Source organism: Streptomyces sp. McG3, from assembly GCF_018619185.1.
Lineage (GTDB): Bacteria > Actinomycetota > Actinomycetes > Streptomycetales > Streptomycetaceae > Streptomyces.
Window position 1 is genome coordinate 14,781 of sequence record NZ_JAAXYC010000022.1, and the last position, 18,004, is coordinate 32,784.

At 67.5% G+C, this 18,004-nt stretch carries 12 protein-coding genes and 6 pseudogenes; 10 read left to right on the forward strand and 8 right to left on the reverse strand.

Annotated features, from left to right (window positions below; translation table 11 throughout):
* Positions 1-35: 35 nt before the first annotated feature.
* The gene (locus HET64_RS06095; protein WP_215103011.1) at positions 36-641 is read left to right on the forward strand and encodes a hypothetical protein; all 606 of its coding nucleotides are present in this window, start codon (positions 36-38) and stop codon (positions 639-641) included.
* Positions 642-879: 238 nt separating this feature from the next.
* Positions 880-1,794 (forward strand): annotated as a pseudogene (locus tag HET64_RS06100) (transposase family protein).
* A 38-nt stretch (positions 1,795-1,832) separates the two neighbouring features.
* On the opposite strand, the gene HET64_RS06105 reads toward HET64_RS06100, so the two are convergent.
* Entirely contained in the window at positions 1,833-2,279 is a 447-nt protein-coding gene (locus HET64_RS06105) for an HIT family protein (RefSeq protein WP_215103033.1), read from the reverse strand.
* Positions 2,280-2,940: 661 nt separating this feature from the next.
* Here HET64_RS06105 and HET64_RS06110 point away from each other — a divergent pair.
* Positions 2,941-4,587: a VanW family protein gene (locus HET64_RS06110; RefSeq protein WP_215103012.1), complete on the forward strand. Its 1,647-nt coding sequence runs from the start codon at positions 2,941-2,943 to the stop codon at positions 4,585-4,587.
* Between the two features lie 435 nt (positions 4,588-5,022).
* Here HET64_RS06110 and HET64_RS06115 read toward each other — a convergent pair whose 3' ends face one another.
* Entirely contained in the window at positions 5,023-5,595 is a 573-nt protein-coding gene (locus HET64_RS06115) for a TetR/AcrR family transcriptional regulator (protein ID WP_215103013.1), read from the reverse strand.
* An 84-nt stretch (positions 5,596-5,679) separates the two neighbouring features.
* Here HET64_RS06115 and HET64_RS06120 point away from each other — a divergent pair, with 84 nt between their 5' ends.
* The 3 genes and pseudogenes from HET64_RS06120 to HET64_RS39810 all read left to right on the forward strand — a co-directional run.
* A complete protein-coding gene (locus tag HET64_RS06120) occupies positions 5,680-6,630 on the forward strand; it encodes an NADP-dependent oxidoreductase (protein ID WP_215103014.1) in 951 nt (316 codons plus the stop codon).
* Between the two features lie 416 nt (positions 6,631-7,046).
* Positions 7,047-7,622: pseudogene (locus HET64_RS06125) on the forward strand (response regulator); the annotation flags it as partial.
* Positions 7,619-7,948 (forward strand): annotated as a pseudogene (locus HET64_RS39810) (diguanylate cyclase); the annotation flags it as partial. The pseudogenes HET64_RS06125 and HET64_RS39810, both read left to right, overlap by 4 nt.
* An 82-nt stretch (positions 7,949-8,030) precedes the next feature.
* Here HET64_RS39810 and HET64_RS38770 read toward each other — a convergent pair.
* The 4 genes from HET64_RS38770 to HET64_RS38785 form a co-directional block, all read right to left on the reverse strand.
* Entirely contained in the window at positions 8,031-8,489 is a 459-nt protein-coding gene (locus tag HET64_RS38770) for a hypothetical protein (protein WP_251144870.1), read from the reverse strand.
* Positions 8,490-9,493: 1,004 nt separating this feature from the next.
* Positions 9,494-10,012 (reverse strand): RHS repeat-associated core domain-containing protein, encoded by a 519-nt coding sequence (locus HET64_RS38775; protein ID WP_374105539.1) that lies wholly within the window; start codon positions 10,010-10,012, stop codon positions 9,494-9,496.
* 742 nt (positions 10,013-10,754) lie between these two features.
* Positions 10,755-11,297, reverse strand: a complete 543-nt coding sequence (locus tag HET64_RS38780; protein WP_374105540.1) for an RHS repeat-associated core domain-containing protein — start codon at positions 11,295-11,297, stop codon at positions 10,755-10,757.
* Between the two features lie 301 nt (positions 11,298-11,598).
* On the reverse strand, positions 11,599-12,048 hold the full coding sequence (locus HET64_RS38785; protein ID WP_374105541.1) for an RHS repeat-associated core domain-containing protein: 450 nt from the start codon (positions 12,046-12,048) through the stop codon (positions 11,599-11,601).
* Between the two features lie 27 nt (positions 12,049-12,075).
* Here HET64_RS38785 and HET64_RS06150 point away from each other — a divergent pair, with 27 nt between their 5' ends.
* The 3 genes and pseudogenes from HET64_RS06150 to HET64_RS06160 all read left to right on the forward strand — a co-directional run.
* Entirely contained in the window at positions 12,076-12,507 is a 432-nt protein-coding gene (locus tag HET64_RS06150; RefSeq protein ID WP_215103016.1) for a hypothetical protein, read from the forward strand.
* A 1,100-nt stretch (positions 12,508-13,607) separates the two neighbouring features.
* A complete protein-coding gene (locus tag HET64_RS06155; RefSeq protein ID WP_215103017.1) occupies positions 13,608-14,501 on the forward strand; it encodes a S1 family peptidase in 894 nt (297 codons plus the stop codon).
* An 833-nt stretch (positions 14,502-15,334) separates the two neighbouring features.
* Positions 15,335-15,580, forward strand: a pseudogene (locus HET64_RS06160) (transposase); the annotation flags it as partial.
* 214 nt (positions 15,581-15,794) lie between these two features.
* Here HET64_RS06160 and HET64_RS39990 read toward each other — a convergent pair.
* Positions 15,795-15,896 (reverse strand): annotated as a pseudogene (locus HET64_RS39990) (IS5/IS1182 family transposase); the annotation flags it as partial.
* Positions 15,897-16,040: 144 nt separating this feature from the next.
* Here HET64_RS39990 and HET64_RS06165 point away from each other — a divergent pair.
* Positions 16,041-16,678 (forward strand): annotated as a pseudogene (locus HET64_RS06165) (DUF1080 domain-containing protein); the annotation flags it as partial.
* A gap of 714 nt (positions 16,679-17,392) precedes the next feature.
* Here HET64_RS06165 and HET64_RS06170 read toward each other — a convergent pair.
* On the reverse strand, positions 17,393-17,929 hold the full coding sequence (locus HET64_RS06170; RefSeq protein ID WP_215103018.1) for a pyridoxamine 5'-phosphate oxidase family protein: 537 nt from the start codon (positions 17,927-17,929) through the stop codon (positions 17,393-17,395).
* Positions 17,930-18,004 lie beyond the last annotated feature (75 nt).

Below are 18,004 nucleotides of genomic sequence, written 5' to 3' on the forward strand. Positions count from 1 at the left end.
GACCGAACGAACGACCCGACGGGGGATCCACCACCATGAACAAGCTCCGCACCGCACTCGCCACCGCAGCCGCTGCCGCACTGGGCATCGCGGCCCTCGCCACAGCCCCGGCGCAGGCCGCTGCCCAGCCCGCCTTCCTCGCCGCGTCCCAGATGCCGCCGTCGTCGACGCCGTGGACCGCCACCCAGGTCTTCACCGGCGTCCCGGAGAACGGCGGCGTCCTCTGCGCCCCATACAAGATCCCGGCGCAGAACACCCGCTACCGCGAGTTCAGCACCGAGCTCGACACCAACGGCGTCCAGGTCACCACCGTCGCCCGTACCGAGGCCGACGCCGTGAAGCTGGTCGACACCCTACGCGGGGCCCTCGACGGCTGCGGCCCCCTGCTGGAGCAGCAGAACCCGTGCCTGCAGGCCGTCAGCGCCTCCCACGGCAAGCTCGCCGTCGAGGAGGGCGCCTGGGTCTACAGCCTGGACACCGCCGACCCGCAGATCGGCATCTCCGACATCCACCTGTTCTCCGTCGGCCGCGACGGCCGCACCGTCACCCTCGTCCGCTGGGGCCAGATGGGCGACCTCGAGGACGCCCCGCTGACCGCCTTCCGCACCACGACGAAGACCGCCGTCAACAAGCTCCACTGACCCGTGGGCTCCCCCGAGGGCTGACCACAGCTCGACAGCGGCGCGGCCGGAACCCGGGCGCGCCGCTGTCGTGCCCACCTGCTCCGCCGGCGGCGACTACTTCCTGGCCTTCACCAGCATCGCGTGCACCCTCATCTGCTACCTGAGACTCGCCAAATGAGATGGTCTCTTACGAGTTGGTGCGTGATAACGGGTGAGGCGTCGTTGCTGGCAGGTGGCATGATCCGGTTTGGCGATCATGGTCAATCGGGCGGTCCTGGCGCATCGGCTGTTCACTGGAATCTCGCGGCATCATCTGGCTTGCTTGGTCGAGGAGTTGGGCGTGCCGTGGCAGGCCGGAGTCGAAGGCCGTCGTCATGCTGCACGAGGCGGGGTCAGGAAGCGGGCTGCGGGTGCCGGCGCCCGTCACCAGCTGGTGTTCGTCGACCGACTGGTGGCCACGCTGATCCATCTGCGCCATGATCTGCCGCACTCGGTCCTTGGCCTGTTGTTCGGCGTCGACCGCTCCACCATCACCCGCGCGATCGGAAAGATGCGTCACCTCCTGGCCGAGCGGGGGTGCGCGGGCCCCGACCGCCCCGGCCTGCGTCTGCGGACGCTGCCGGACGTGTTCGCCTATGCCCATGCCGAAGGCATCGAGCTGAGGCTGGACGCCACTGAGATCCAGGTCCGCAGACCGCCGGCCAACCGCGGCGGTCGCCGCGCGTTCGTGTCAGGCAAGAAGAAGCAGAACACGATGAAGGCCACCGTGATCGCCGACCGGCGGGGCCGCACGGTGTGGGCCGATACCCTGCGACCTGGACGTATGCACGATGTCACGGCCACCCGCAACGAGGACATCGCCGTCTGTTTCCAGCACTTCTCCGACGTCGAGGTCCTCCTGGACGACGGCTACCTGAGCCTCAGTCGCGGCCACCGAGGACAAGCGATCACGCCGCCCAGAAAGCCGCGGCCGGGAGCACTGCCCAGCAGAGTTGAACAGTGAGAACGCGACCGCCACGGCCACTCGTCCGACCGCATCAGCGTCGAACACGCACTCGCCGACCACAAACGCTGGAAACAGCTGACGCGCTGGACCCACCGCCGCGACCGCCTGCCCGACACCTACCGAGCCATCGCCGGTCTGGTCTCCGACCGCACCAACAACGTCTGACAACAGTCCACGACCAAACCAAACACGCTCACCCGCTATCACGCACCAACTCGTTGGTTCGCCGAGCGCAGTCGGTCCAGTTCGTCCCCGATCGCCTTGCGCAGCGGGTCGTGCTGCGGTCCGAGTGCGTACTGCTTCTCGGTCCACTTCCTGCGGGGATAGAGCCACACCGGAATTCGCTCCAAGTCGGCGGGCTCCCACTCGAACCGGGGCCATACGTGTGCATGCAGGAACCCGTCGGTGTTGCCCAGGATCTCCAGATTGACCCGCCGGAAAGCCGGATCCAGGTGACGGGATGCCCGCTCGACCGCTTCCCCGAGTTGATGCATGTCGGACAGGAAGGCCAGCCGCTTGTCCCTGGGCAGGTCCGACAGCCTCTCCACCTCGGGATCATCCACCAGGAGCACCGAGTAGCCCGGCAGGAACTGCTGGCCAGAACCTACCCGACCGCGATCATCGCCCCCGCCTTGAGGACATCGGGGCATCGCGGTGACCGCCATTTCTTAGTCCGGAAAAGGGCATCTGGACTCACCGAACTCCTGGCCCGAGAACTTCGCGACAGGCTTGAACGCGTGCTGAGGCTGCGGTTGTGCATGCACGCGACGGCCCGGACCTTGTGGTGGAGAGCGGTGCTGCGCCGACAGCGGGCGGTCCAAGCCGTCGCCACCCCACACAACCCCATCACGCCCCGATGAATCAACAAGCCAGACGCCACTTCGACCTGCCGCTTCAGGGCGTGCCCACCCGGGGGTGCGGTTTCCTGGGCTGCTAGAAGTGCGCAAACTGCGGTTGGTGGCAGGCCATCCACCACAGGTACAGCTCGAAGCGAGGGAGGGTCTCGTCTTCGGAACGGTGCCCCGTTGTCCTGCCTCTTTCGCGGCCATCGGCGATCGTGACCAATCATTACCGCGCCCTACTAACCAACTTAGTTGACTAGCGGGTTAGGGTGAGTCAAACCGGCAGAGGTGGACCCTTTACTCACTACTCGGAAAGCTGCCTAATGTACGGGCGCTGTCCGCCGCGGCATGCCGCAGTCACACACGAGGAGAATCAGTGAGTCGCCCATCTCTTCCTGGCCCACCTGCCGACATTGCGTCGGCCGGTCGTCGCCGAATAGGCCGCAGTGCCGCAATCGTCGCAGGAGTTGTGGGTGTGGGCTTCGGCGGGCTGTACCTCGTGGGGCTGCTCGTCGCCGGCGACGATGTTCCCGCAGGCACCCGGGTGGGCGGCGTGGACATCGGGGGACTGAGTGACTCGCAGGCGCGGGAGAGGCTGGACAGCACTCTGGGCAAGGCCTGGTCGGAGCCGGTGAAGGTGCGCCTCGGTGATAGTGAAAGCACCGTCCGCGTATCCGGCATCTCTCTGGGCACGGAGGAGACCGTCGGCCGCGCCGCGCAGACGGGGTCCGATCCGTTCACTGTGATCGGGCGCCTCTTCACGAGCAGTGACCGCGACGTCGAGCCGGTGATTCGCGTGGACAAGGCGAAGGCCCGCGCGTCTCTGGCCGAAGAGGCGAAGTCGTACGACCGGAAGGCGCGGGAGGGCGCCATCACCTTCCGAGCGGGCGAGCCAGTGCCTGCGCGACCGGTCACCGGGCGATCCCTGGATGTGGACGGCGCGGTCGAGAAGCTGGCTTCGCAGGTCCCGGGCCGAGGGAGAGAGTCGCTGCGGCTCCCAGTTCGCACAACCGAACCGCAGGTCGATGCGGCGGAAGTCAAACGCGCGATGAAGGAATTCGCCACTCCGGCGATGTCTGCGCCGGTCGTGCTCACCGTCGGTGGTCAGGAGATCGAGATCGGCCCGGCGGCGCTCAGCAAGCACCTCATCATGAAGCCCGACGGGGACAAGCCGCTGGCCCCGGTGCTGGACGGCAAGGGACTCCTTGCCGAACCAACGGTAGGGAGTCAGCTCGCGCTTGCCCTCGACGAGCCGGCCAATGCCGAGCTGAGCCTGGATGGCGGCCGAGTGGCGGTGGCCTCCGACGGCAGGGCCGGGCAGGATGTCACGGCCGCGGCGCTCCAGAAGGCCGTACTGCCGTTGCTGGCCAGGAGTGGGACAGCCCGCACGGGGGCGGTGGGCGTCGAGGAGACCGAGCCCAGGCTGACCCGTGACAACCTGGGCAGCCTGGGCATCAAGGAGCAGATGTCGACCTTCACGGTCGATTTCGAGCCCGACCCCTACCGCGTCACGAACATAGGCCGCGCCGCAGAACTGATCAACGGGTCGGTTGTACTGCCTGACGAGACCTGGAGCTTCAACCGCACTGTGGGCGAGCGGACCGAGGCCAACGGGTTCGTGGACGGCGTCATTATTAACAACGATCGGTTCGAGAAGGCTGCCGGAGGGGGTGTCTCCGCAGTGGCCACCACTGTCTTCAACGCCCTCTTCTTCGCCGGCGTGAAACCGGTGGAGTACGGAGCACACTCGTTCTACATCGAGCGCTATCCGGAGGGCAGGGAGGCGACGGTGGCCTGGGGCAGCCTCGACCTGAAGTTCAGGAACGACTCCGGCAACGCGATATACATCGACGCGCGCGCCACAGACACCTCCGTCACGATCACGTTCCTCGGCACCAAGAAGTACGACGGTATCGAAGCGGTCAAGGGCCCGCGCACCTCCGTGAAGCAGCCGGCGACCCGCGAGGGAGCATCCGGAGAGAAGTGCGTGCCGCAGACTCCGCTCGAAGGCTTCCACGTCGCCGTCGACCGGGTCTTCAAGGATGGCGGCAGGGCGGTCAAGACGGAGAACTTCAAGACGCGATACGACCCGCGCGACGAAGTCACCTGCGACTGAACGACGTACCACCATGTACCACCGCCCCGTCCCGCCGTAATCGAACCGGCTTGGCGTCCTTCGCGTATTGCCCTTGCGGGACTCGTAGCGCTGCTCGCCATGGTGAGACCCAACCTGGAGCTGGAGCGGACGGTGCCTGGTGTGCGACATCCCGTGAGTCCTCCGATCCCTGGTGAGTCCTTGCCCCCGTGGCCAGGGTGTTCTGTCTCCTCGAGGTGTTCTTCGCGCTGGTGACGTAGTTTCAGGGTTCTTGAAGTGTTCTCACCTCGTCCGACCGATCGGCGATCGGGGTGAGGAGACTCGGGTTGGTGCTGGCAGCTGTATGCGACCCGGGCGAGTTCCGCGATCCGGTCTCAGCAGCGGGACTGGAGCAGTTCGAGACCGACGCGCTCGCCGGGTTCGTTCTCGCGACAACTTCGGGAGTCGTGGGCCGATTCAGCGGGCTGTCGGAGCCGGCAGCGCGACCGTCTCACGCAGCTCGGCGGCGGCCTGGGCCATGAGCTGAGCGAGGGTGGTGTCCGGCTCGGCTAGCCAGCGGGGCATGGCGCGCCGGTGGATCGCCAGCACTACGTCGATGATGAAGCGTGCCTTGCCAGGCTCGACGCCGCGGCGCTCGAGCGCCGGCGCCAGCGCGTCGGCGATGTCGGCGAGCTTGATCAGATCGCGCTCAGCCAGTGCCGGGTTGGCGGCGATCACTCTTCCCCGGCGCAGCAGGAACTCGCGCGGGCGGAAGATCTCCTCGGCGGTTCCCAGTGCGGTCAGCAGCGCCTCGATCGGCGTGAGGCCCGGGTCGGCCGCCTCGACCTGGGCGACGAGGTGGGCCTCGAGTTCGTTACCGGCGAAGAGGACTTCCCGCTTGTCGGGGAAGTAACGGTAGAAGGAGCGCTCCTTCAGACCGGCGGCGCCCGCGATCTGCGCGACCGAGGTGCCCTCGAACCCCTGTGTCTCGAACAGGTCGAGCGCTGCGCGCTCGAGTCGGCCTTGTGCATCGGATTCCCATCTCGGCATACCCGCCAGGATACGACAACAGCATCTGTTGTCACGATGATACCGTCGATGACGACAGATGCTGTCATCACTCGGGAGATTGTCATGAAGGCTCTTCAGTTCGACCGGTTCGGGCCCCCGGACGTGATCGCGCTCCGCGACGTCCCACAGCCGGAGCCGGGACCCGGTCAGATTCGGATCGCCGTACGGGCGTGCGGCCTGACACCGGCCGACTGGCACATCGTCGACGGTCTCCTCGCCGACCGTCTGCCGCCGCTGCCGCGCGGGCTCGGCCTCGAGATTGCGGGCACCGTCGACGCGCTCGGCGAGGGCGTCACCGACGTTCAGATCGGCGACCGCGTATTCGGCCCGGCAACCTTCCACGGCCAGACGGCCGGCGCCGCCGAGTACGCGCTGATGCCGGCCTGGGCACGCATCCCCGAAGGTGTCACCGCCGAGCAGGCCGCCGCGCTGCCGATGGCGGCCGAGACGGCGTGGCGCGCGCTCGACGACCTCGGCGTCCAGCCGGGCGAGCTGCTGCTCGTCCACGGCGCGGGCACCACCGTGGGTGAGACAGCGGTGCGCTTCGCGCTACACCGGGGTATTCGAGTGATCGCCACCGCCGGGCAGACCCGGGCCGCGGCCCTGGAAGAGATCGGCGCGCAGGTGACCACCTACGGCGAGGACATGGCCGAACGCGTCAGGGCACTGGCCGGAGGCCGCATCGATCGTGCCCTCGACGCCACGCCGACCGGGGGCCGGATCGACCGCGCCGACCAGCCCAGCCCGGCCGGCGGCTCACTACCGACCCTTATCGAGCTGACCGGGGATCCCGACCGCGTCCTCACCGTCTCGGACTTCGCCGCCGCGGCCGAGCTGGGCGTCCGGACCACCACCGAGATCCGCTATGAGCAGATGGACGAATTCGCCCGGCTCGCCGACAAAGGCATCTTGGTCGTACCGGTCGCCCGCACCTACACGCTCGACCAGGTCCAGGAAGCGGCCGAGCTCAGCCAGTCCCGCCGACCCGGCGGCAAGCTCATGCTCGTCCTGTGAACGCCCTGCCGGGCTGACAAGCGACAGCACCTTGACGAGGAACGGGGTCAGCACTCTTTTCCAGACCAACCTCAAAGCAGCTCAAGCGTGTTCGCCGCGAACCCACGGGTCAACCCCCGAAAAGGACGTCCTTGAACCCTCGGGTTCCCGCTGAAGAGCCTTCAGTTCCCGCGAACTCGCGGGGATCTTGGCCCTGTCCTCCCGAAGCTACGGCGAAGTGACACGTAGCTCTCTGTAGCGGATCTCGGGTGCGCTTGTCAGGACTTTTGATTTTCTGGGCTCATCGGGGGCCGTGCTCGGCGAGGTTGGTCCGGTCATGACGACCGGAGGGAGCGCGGGGTGCGACAGGAGCGGGAGCCGGAGGACCTGATCGAGGTCTGGACGCTGCTTGAGGAGGACCAGGAGAGGATGCGGAACAAGTCGGGGGCGAACCGGCTGGAACCGGCACGGAAGCGGTCCAGCTGGTCCGGAACACGGAGCCCGACGTGGCAGTGATGGACATCCGCATGCCAGGCATGGACGGCCTCGAGGCCACCGGGCTGATCACAGCAGCGGCTGGAGCGACGCGCGTCCTTATCCTCACCACGTTCGACGACGACGAGTACTTCTACGGCGCGCTCCGAGCGGGTGCGAGCGGATTCCTCGTCAAGGACATGGCACTGGACGACATCCTCGGGGCGATCCGCGTGGTAGCCGCTGGAGACGCCCTGATCGCCCCGAGCGTCACGCGCCGCCTGATCGCAGAGTTCGCCGCCCGCCCCGAACCAGCCCCGTATCCACGACCAGTCGGGAACATCACCCAGCGGGAACGTGAGGTACTGACCCTCGTCGGACGCGGCATGTCCAACAGCGAGATCGCCGCCCACCTCTACATCAGCGTGGCCACGGCAAAAGCACACGTAGCGCGGCTACTCACCAAACTCGAAGCCCGCGACCGGGTCCAACTTGTCATCACCGCCTATGAAATCGGCTTGGCAACGCCACCTCGGTGAACGCCAAGCGCTTGCCGGGCCGGATCGGCAAGCGCACCCTCCTGATCACCACCGCCGTACCGCTGACCGGCTGGGCGGTCCACGCCGTCACCCTGCACAAGCGCCTCGCCGCCACCCGCAGGGATCCGCTGACCGGGCTGTTGCGCCGTGACGCCTACACCACCCGCGCCCGCCGCCTCCTGGCCCGCCACGGCGACGACGTCGCGCTGGTGATAGTCGACGCCGACCACTTCAAGGCCGTGAACGACACCCTGGGCCACGCGGCGGGTGACGCCGTACTCCGCCGCGTTCGGCACCCGCCTCACCGCGTGGGCAGGCCCGAGTGCGTCCGTCGGCCGCCTCGGGGCGACGAGTTCGCCGTGGTCCTGGAGCTCACCGCCGACCGCCGCGAGCAGCGGAAAGGTGGCCTCAACTCGTACGGCCGTGGCCGAGTATCCGGGTGGCGACGTCCAAGGGGGCGGCCCAGACGTCCCCGGGTGCCGGATCGTCGGCCCGGCCGCGCATCTCCCGCACGCTGTCCCACAGCGCCGCGGGGCCCTCGTCGGCGTGGGTGCGGGTCAGCAGACCGGTGCGTTCCAGCATGTCCATGCGCTCGGCGAATCCGACGCGCACCGCCCGGCCGGGGTCCGGGGTGACGGAGGCGATGACCGGCACGCCGTTGGCGACGAGTTCGCAGCCGGTGAAGCCCAGCGCGTCGGCCAGTACGACATCGGCGGCCCGGTAGTACAGCTCCGGCCGATTGCTCCGCCCGACCCATCGGACGTTGGGGGTGGCGGGGGTTCGCCCGCGCGTGGGGGGCGGGTCCGCCAGGAGGAGGAGCTGATCCGTCGGGGCGGCGTATCTGCTCCACGCCTGGAGCGCCTGCAACGGATGTGCAGGGCGGCGATACGGTCCGGGCGACCGCCCGCTGCCACCGTCAGGACGAGCGCGTCCTCGTCGAGGCCGAGGGCCTTGCGCGCCTCCGCCCGCTGTGGTGCGAAGGCGTCCACAAGGGGTCCGCAGAACCACACCGGCGCGGTCGTGGCCGGTGTGAGCGGATGTGCCTCGGGAAAGTCCGGGACCACCACCCCCAGCGCGTCGTCCATGATCGAGTCGGCGTCGGGCTGGCCGAGCTCGGTGAAGAACCAGTCCGTGATCAGCACGTTCGGAACGTCGGTCCTTCAGGAGGGCGCGGCGCTCGGTGTACGGGCGGGCGGGCGGCGACGGCGGAGCCTGCTCGGGGTGTTCCATGACGTCCCACGCGACGTACGAGGCCGGGTGCCAGGCAGCCAGGACGCGGGCCTGCTCCAGCCAGGACGATTCCGCCAAAAGCGTGACAGCAGCTTGATCACCACCGCGTTCTACCGGCCCGCCGCGAAGCCCGGAAGACCAGCCGTCACTCGCGCGGGCGAGAAGGTTCACCGCCGGAACGCTTCCCCTCGCTGCCGTCGTGGCCCGGCTCAATTCTTCGAGGCGAGGGTTCAACGACTTGGAGGGCGGCGCTGGCGCTGTCCGGCCCCAGTCGGCGGAGCCGCAGGACTGCCCCCAACGCAGGCGCCCGTAGTTGTCGCTCTGCAAACCGTCGCACGCTCGAGGGGCGGCCTCAGTGAGACCGCCCCTCGAATTCCCCACGACCCGCTACCAGCGCCCGGTGAAACTGCAGGTCAGACAGCGAAGTCTGCGGGAGCGCGCACTAGGGCCGCTTCTGCCCGGCGCTCCGGTAGGCAGCACTGCGCTCAACGCCGACGCCGACCGGAGTCCGAGATTCCTGCGGATCTACTGCCGCCGCCTTCCCAGAAGAACGACGGTGAGTCCACCGATCACCGCCCCCACGACGAGGCCGACAATCCAAATAGGCTCCATTTTCGAACTTCGTTCGATGTGATGCGATGTCAGACGAATATCTCTGACCAGGTGTAGTCCGCGGCACCTGTCACCAAGCCGCCCGCAGCCCCCGTGGCGGCACCGATTCCGCATCCTGCCACGGCACCCGGACCCGTCCAGATGGACCCGAGAGCACCCGCCGCGCAGCCTCCAAGCCCACCGGCTACGCCCGTGCAGATGGTTCTGCTGGCGAACTTGCCCCAGTCCCAGAGCCTGGTGGGGTCAATGCGGTTGACGCGGTCACCGTCGGCGTAGAGGTAGGGGTTCCTCTCCAGCCCGGAGGGGTCGGGGGTGGTGAAGCGGCCGATGTTTGGGTCGTAGAAGCGGGCCGCGAAGTGGTAGAGGCCCGTGGGGTCCTGGTAGCCGCCGGCGAAGCGGTAGGGCTGGGGGACCTGCTCCGTGGTGGTGGCATGCTGGACGCCGCTGGTGCTGTAGGCGTAGGTGTTGACCTTGGTACCGGTCTCGTCGGCCAGGGCGACGACACTGCCGAGGAGCGCGCCGACGGTGCGCTCCTGATCAGCAATCACGGCCTGTACGGGCCCGGCGGCCGGTCCGACTCAAGGCCCGGCCCGACGACTCCGACCGGTGGGGCTGGACCGGCGACACCCCTACCAGGAGCGCGTCGGGGCGGGCTACCGGGCGATGATCGGCCGTGCATACGTCCTGCTCAGCGCCGACGCTGGAGGAACCTGCCGACCCGCAACGAGGTCAGCGGACCCCCTCAATAGTCAGGGCGCCGTGTCGGCCCGAACCGGCCAGCACCTCGACGACCAGCCCAGTGTCGACACGGACGCACACCTCCCCCTCCGCATGGGCGTTGCCGTCGTCCGGAAGCCCGGCAACCCCGGCAGCCAGCGGACCCGACAAACCGCCTCGTATAAATACGGAGGGCCCTCTGCCGCTGCTGTAACGGAGAAAGAGGCGTCGGCTTCCCGGACCCGCTGACCCACCCCCGCTGACCTACGGCGACCGGCTATCTAGCGGATTAAGAACTACGTTTCCCTTTACGTATTACCGCGAAGGCAACTAGAGCAATCCCTAGCAGCCCCATACCCCCCAAGAAAAGATACATCCCGTCACCTGTCTGCACGCCAGCCACCAATGCCGCGATAGATATCGCAACGCAAACGACAGAGAATACTTGCAACTTGACTTTATCGTTCACCTTGAACTCCATATTCCTGCATGCTTTCCCTTAGTCGTGGCAACGGATGAATCCGTTGCCACGACAGAGTTTGTGGCTAACGAGCTATGGGCGCCACGACATAATCACCCGTAGCTGATGATGTCCATGCCTGCGTAGCCCATCGTGCCACCAACCGCGCAGCTGGCGGCTACCGCGCCTACCGTCCCGAGGGGGCCACCGAGAATGCTTGCGGCCTGGATGACTCCCGTTTCGGCTGCGGCACCAATCCCGGTAATGCATCCGACAGCAGCTCCCACCTTGTTCTCGTGATCGCTCAGGAAGTCTCCTGCTTTCTGAAGCCATCCAAGGCCCGAAGGGTCGATGTTGTTGACGGGGTCGCCTGTCGCGTAGAGGTAGGAGTTCTGTTCCTGGCCGGAGGGGCCGGGGGTGGTGAAGCGGCCGATGTTGGGGTCGTAGAAGCGGGCCGCGAAGCGGTAGAGGCCGGTGGGGTCCTGGTAGCCGCCGGCGAAGCGGTAGGGCTGCGGGACCGTCTCGGTGGTGGTGTCTCGCTGGACGCCTCGGGGACTGTAGGCGTACGTGTTGACCTTCGTGCTCGCTTCGTCGGTCAGGGCGACGACGCTGCCGAGTCGTAGTGCGGTGCCCCGGCCAGGGTCTGGTCGGGGCACCGCACTGTCCGCCCTCGACAGCCTGTCCGTCCTCTGAGATTTCGCCGACTCCGCAGAAATCTCAGGATTCGCGAAGCTGGCTGGACCTATTCTTGTTTCGTCCGAGGCTTGAGCATCACAATGACGAGCCCGCCGATAGCCCCAGCGACTCCGAAGAGCAGAGCCGCTTGTGGAGCTGTTCCTTGGAGGACCCCGAGCAGTACGGCGAGAGTACCGATGACGCTCGCTGCCACCGCCGTTCCGATGATAACCGGAATACTCTTTCGTGCCCTGGTGCCAGCCATTTTCCTCCTGCCGTGATCTAGCCGAAGATAGCGGAGCCAATCGGCCCGCTCAGCCCACCGAGCAGACCTCCGATGGCGCCGTTTTTCCGTTCTGCCTGGGTACCACCGGCGATAGTTGCCCCTGCGCCACCTGCGCCCGCACCCCATAGGGCCGCAGTCACAGCGCCCGCCGCTACACAGCCGACGCCGGCAGTGCCGGCAACCACACCGACCCCGTCGGCGAAACTGAACAGTCCGGTGAGGTCGATGCGGTTGACGGGGTCGCCTGCGGCGTAGAGGTAGGGGTTCTGTTCCTGGCCGGAGGGGTCGGGGGTGGTGAAGCGGCCGATGTTGGGGTCTGCCTGAACGACACCGGCCTGCCCCGCGAGGTACGCATCGCCGACGCCCTGAGCCGCCTGTATGCGCTGTCGCTGACCCGCATCGTCCCCCTCACCGCCGACCGCTACACCCAGGGAGCCGACGGGCACGGTTACCTCACCCTGAAGCGCAACCCCGTGCTTCTACCACCGAAACTCGCCCGCCTCATCCAGGAGCAGATCACCGGAGCCATCGGCACGTCGATGCTCTCCCCCCACCCGGGGTCACCACCGTTCTTGATGCCGGGCAGGGTTTCGAGCCGGCACCGCAGCTTCAACTGGCTCTACGCCCAGATGCGCGAGCACGACCTACCGGTGCGCCAGGCCCGTAACACCGCGATGATCGAGGCCGTCACCCGCCTGCCGCCCACCGTCGTCGCCGACCTGCCCGGCATCCACCTCTGCACCGCCGACTCATGGGCCCGCTACGCCAACGCCAGCTGGGCCGCCTACCGAGCGCCTCGACAGCACATTGCACCGTCGCCAGGACATGATCGGCGTCCGACGATCCGGCGGGCCAGGCTGTGCGGGCGAGCGCAAGGTGGTGAACGACAAGGGCCCGCAGGGTGATGCCATCGACAGCTGACCATTCTCCGAAGGCCCGAAGCTGCTCCAGCTCAGTCTCTTCGAGTTCTCGGCCAGTAGCAGCTGCCGCAACCAGGAGAGCGCCGAACCCGGTGAAGGTCTGCAGCGTGGGCACCGTTCCGTGCGTTCCGGGTATCACCGGCAGGCCAGCGGTGGACGCTGGGCTGCCTGAAATGGCATCAGGCGGGTTGGTCATCGGAAAAGGTGGCCAGGGGGCGGGTTTCACTCGGTGCAGCGCACTTCGGGCTTAAAGGGAGGCGCCGCTGGTCAGCGTGGGCGGCCTGCCTCCGACCGAGAAGCCGACGGTGCGACGCGACACCGTCCGGGCCTTGACGGAACGTCACACTTTGAGGCGTGGTCCAGGCAACCGGACACCGCGGCCGGGTCGGTGAGGGGGCAGTCCGGCCCGTTCGATCCCGAAGCGATGAAGGCCCGCACGGAGTCGCGTCGAGCTTGCCGCGCACGCCTGAGCGGCCGTCACCGGGGACCGGCTACACACGCTGAACCGGTTCACAAGAGGGCTTCTCCGGACGCATTCGGACCGTCGATGCCAGTTCCTCCCAGGCGGAAGCACGTATTCAGCCAGCCCGAAAAGGCAGCGAGTGCGCATTTCATCACCATAACTCCCCGAGCACCTCGCCAGGAAGCTGGCAACCAACGCCTCTTTGATGGTTCATGCACGCAATCTGCGAGACCACGCGCGAAGCATGAAATCCTAAGCAATCATGGCGTAACCGAGGGTAACCATATGCAAAGAAATGACAAACTCATCTCGACTCGCGACCCGCCGCGACCATGTGCAGCATCTGAGCGCGACGCCCACCCATAAATTCTTACGCATCCGCTCCAAATTTCCCTTTGGGGTCAATTGTGCGCGATGGATCAGATCTACCGCCACTCGTCGACGCTCATCTCATTCCGGGCACGCGGGCGCGAATCTGTCCTTGCGTCAGGGACAATCGCCGTCGACGATTCCAGCGTGCAACTTGGCAGGTTCACGCTTACTCCTACTGGGCGGGAACCTCGCGCACCAACGGCCCCACCTCACCCGACCAGGGCTGTCCCCCCATACCTCGGAGGATCTCGTGACCTTCAAGCGCTTCTCGCCGCTCAGCAGCACGTCAAGACACGCACGGCTCCTCGCCGTGGCGTCGGGCCTGATGGCCGCCGTGGCCCTGGCCGCCCCCTCGGCCGTCGCCGCTCCTGATGCGGAGTCCAAGGCCACCGTTTCGCAGCTCGCCGACGCCAGCTCCGCCATCGTCGCCGCTGATGTGGCGGGCACCGCCTGGTACACGGAGGCGAGCACGGGCAGGATCGTCCTCACCGCTGACAGCACCGTATCGAAGGCAGAACTGGCCAAGGTCAGCAACGCTCTGGCGGACTCCAAGGCGGAACTGACGGTCAAGCGCGCCGAGGGCAAGTTCACCCCGCTGATCGCAGGCGGCGAGGCCATCACCACCGGTGGCAGCCGCTGTTCGCTCGGCTTCAACGTGTCGGTCAACGGAGTCGCCCACGCGCTCACCGCCGGCCACTGCACCAACATCAGCGCCAACTGGTCCATTGGTACGCGCACCGGAACCAGCTTCCCGAACAACGACTACGGCATCATCCGCCACTCGAACCCGGCGGCGGCCGACGGCCGGGTCTACCTGTACAACGGCTCCTACCAGGACATCACGACCGCGGGCAACGCCTCCGTGGGCCAGGCCGTCCAGCGCAGCGGCAGCACGACCGGCCTGCGGAGCGGCACGGTAACCGGCCTCAACGCCACGGTCAACTACGGTTCCAGCGGGATCGTGTACGGCATGATCCAGACCAACGTCTGCGCCGAGCCCGGTGACAGTGGTGGCGCGCTCTTCGCGGGCAGCACCGCTCTGGGTCTCACCTCCGGAGGCAGCGGCAACTGCCGGACCGGCGGCACAACGTTCTACCAGCCCGTCACCGAGGCGCTGAGCGCCTACGGGGCAACAGTCCTGTAGCTGATGCACCGGGGCTTCGGGCTGACCGCCGACCGGTCGCCCGAAGCCCCGCGCGACGCCCACCCCGGCGGACCGTGCTCTCGCGCGGCACGCCTACGTCGTGCCACGAACCCTCCGCGTGGCACGTCGCATAAGCCGCGGGCGCGTCGACTGGATTCGCGTCCGAGGACGGGAAGCCGGCGACGGTCGGCACGAACGACCATCCCCTGCCCTGGGCGGCACTGGATGAACCCGGCCACCCGGTGGTGTGAAGGTACGCGCTTCTCCGCCAGGCACCCGCCGATGCGTAGGCAGGACTCCCTGACCGACTTTCCCGCTCGTCCGCCACAGACGGGCTACCCCATTCCTGGTTCGGCCGGGTCGGCCTGGGCTGTTCTCGTGCGGAGCCGACGGCCAAGTTGCGGTTCATTCGCGGTCCGGATGCAGCTGAGAAGCTGTTGTCTTTCCGATCTTGAGTGGTGTCCGTCGAACGGGAGTCTCGATGTCCTGTCGGCGAGCTACGCTGTGCGGCTATGAATACCGGGACGGCCTTGGCCACACACTGATTAGTGAACCGGTATGTCATGACGGGGCTCTATCAAGGCGTTCGGCTGAGGCAGGACTCAGAGGGCGAGGCCAGGTGAACCGCGACTGATTGACATCGGAAGCAACAGCTCGCAATAGGCGAGAGAAGCTGCGGCCGGCATCGCTCAGCCGTCGTCGCGGAAGAACTCGCCGCCCGGCTCCAGGCTGCCGGCATCGGAGCGTTGACCGAGCACCGGCACATCGACCAGCCGATCCTCACGTGCAGGACTTGTTCACCGAACATGAACTGGCCGCGCTCAGCCTCCTGGCTGCGGCGCCGAGGCATCCCGCACACGATTCCCGAGCGGGCCGACCAAGTCCGCAACCGGGCCCGTCGAGGCAGCCGCGGAGGCCGCCCGCCGGCCTTCGACCGCGAGATCTACAAGCACCGCAACGTCGTGGAACGGTGCTTCAACCGCCTGAAGCAATGGCGGGGCATCGCAACTCGCTACGACAAGACCGCCGAGTCCTACAAAGCAGCCGCCACTCTCGCATCACTCCTGATGTGGGCGTGACATTTGACGACAGAACCTAGCGGAGACGTCGAAGTACCTCCAGGCGGCGCCCCGGCGATCCGGACCAGTTCGGCGACGGGGGTGCCGTTCGGTGCATGGGCGAGGTAGTACGCGATCTCGTCCGAACGGGCCAGGCTGCGGCGAGCCAGCACCCACCGTTGATGGGTGGGCTTCGTTCTTCGCTGCCTGGAAGGCTTCCTCGATCGCCCAGCGAGTAGCGGCGGTTTCGGCGTGAGCTGTAAGCCTTGTCGCCACTGACGTGATCCGGCCGGGTGCGGGGCCGTCCGCCCAGCGACCTCACCAAGATCCGGACCAGATGCGGGCCAACTCGGCTCATCCGCTGCCAATTCCACCCATACTCGCAGCTCAGAGGCTATGCCGAGCCCGTACCACCAGCAGACGAAGAATCTTCTGGTGTCGTACTCGCCGAAGAAGCTCGGCTTCTTCTAGGAGCACGCGAGAGCCCGAGGACGACGGCCATGTGAACCTCGACAGCCTCACCGTCACCCCGACGAAGCGCACCACCCTCTTCGACGGCACGGACCTCGACGCCTGGGAGGCGAACGACGGCAGTCCGGCGAAGTGGCCGGTGGCGGACGGCTCGGTGGAGTCCCTCGGCGGAGACATCCGTACGAAGGAGAAGTTCGGCGACTTCCGGATGCACGCCGAGTGGTACCAGCCCCCCTACCCGCCGGACGTCACCGGACAGGCCCGGGGCAACAGCGGGGTCTACATCCAGGAGCGTTACGAGCTCCAGGTCCTGGAGTCCTTCGGGGTCGACGTACCCGCCACCAACGACGCCGGTTCGATCTACCTGCGCAAGGCCCCCGACGTCAACGCGGCGACCCCGCCAGGCACCTGGCAGAGCTACGACATCGAGTTCCGGGCGGCTCGCTTCGACAGCGACGGGAAGAAGGTCCAGGACGCACGGGTGACCCTCCGGTGGAACGGCAGGACGGTGCACAGGAACGTCGCCATCGCCGGCCCGACCGGCGCAGGCCGGCCCGAGGGCCCGCACCGGGCCACATCAAGTTGCAGGACCACGGAGACCCCGGTGAGAACCCGAGGTTCCGCAACATCTTAATCGAACGGCTCTAACCTCCACGTTCACCGCGCACCGACAGCGGTACGTCCTCCCGGTCGCAGACCCGCGGCCATCTCCTCGATGGTGCGGGCCTGCGACCGGCTCACCTCCGCTCGTGGGCAGGGCACTCGGCGGGAGCTTCGCGGGCCGGCCGTGCGGCGCGCTCGGCGTACCCCGTGTGAGCGGCTGGAGGCGCACCGCGTGGCGGCCGGGTGGTGCGCCGGGCCCGCCCGTGCCGCCGGGCTCCGGCGTCACAGCTGGTGGCGGACCCCGGCCTCCTGCTGTGCGGCGGTGAGCTGTTCGCGCAGGCCGCCCTCGATGGAGGTGCGGGCGGCCCCGCGGCGGAAGAGGGGAAGCTGAGGAGAAGCAGAGCCGTTCCCGCTCCGGCGTCCCTGGCAACAGAGGCGAACAGCCCGGCGACGAACTGCAGGGGCACGACGAAGATGAGGAGCAGGAGCAGCAGCACACCGCTCTGGGCGAGCGGAACCCAACCCAGCTGGCGGGTCGAGAGGACCGCGCTTCCCATGCCGAGCGCGAAGAACCCCAACGGAAGGGGGCCGGTGATCGGGCGGAGGACGATCCGGGTGACCGCGCCCGTCGTCAGCGGACCGGCAGGGTGAGGTGTCGCGGAGGCATCAGGCTGCAGCGTACGTGCAGGGGTCCGCGGAGGCTCCGGGCACCCGGGCCCCCGGCACCGCGACACCTCCATGGCGCCGGACGGACCCCCATCACCGCTGTTCAGAAGATCCGTGGTGGAAGCGATAGCGGGTCTGGCTGTACACCTCGCCTTTCCCGAAGGCGAATCCGACCGCCGGGTCGATGCGGTACAGCAGGACATCGCCGACGCGAATGGTGTCACCGAGGCCGTACCAGGTGCCGTCGGGGCTCGTCAGCAGGTCGCCGTACTTGCCCTCGTAGGCGTCTGCGGCAGTGCTGCGTTCTGTCGGGTCGCTCACCGACTCGGCCAGTCCTTCGATGGTGATGTCGAGACCGTCCAGGACGTTCGTGCCCGTTGTCATGACACAGTGGTGGTTGCCCTGGAGGTTGCGCGCCTTACGCTCCTGGTCACCGGTCGCGAAGTACAGAGCGCCGCCGTTCCAGACGGCCAGCAGCGGCGTCACGTGGGGCCGGCCGTCGGGGCGGACGGTGGACAGCCAGAACAGCCGCGCCTGCTCCAGCACACGCAGCGCGGTCGGCCAGGGGGTCGCGTCGGCGCGTGCGTCGCTGAAGGGTCCGATCTCGGCAATCGGGTCACGGTCGGGCATGGAAGCTCCTCAAGGGGTCAGGCGGATCGCGGTCGGCCACGATCCGGTCGACAGGTGCCGCCGCGGCCGTGCTCG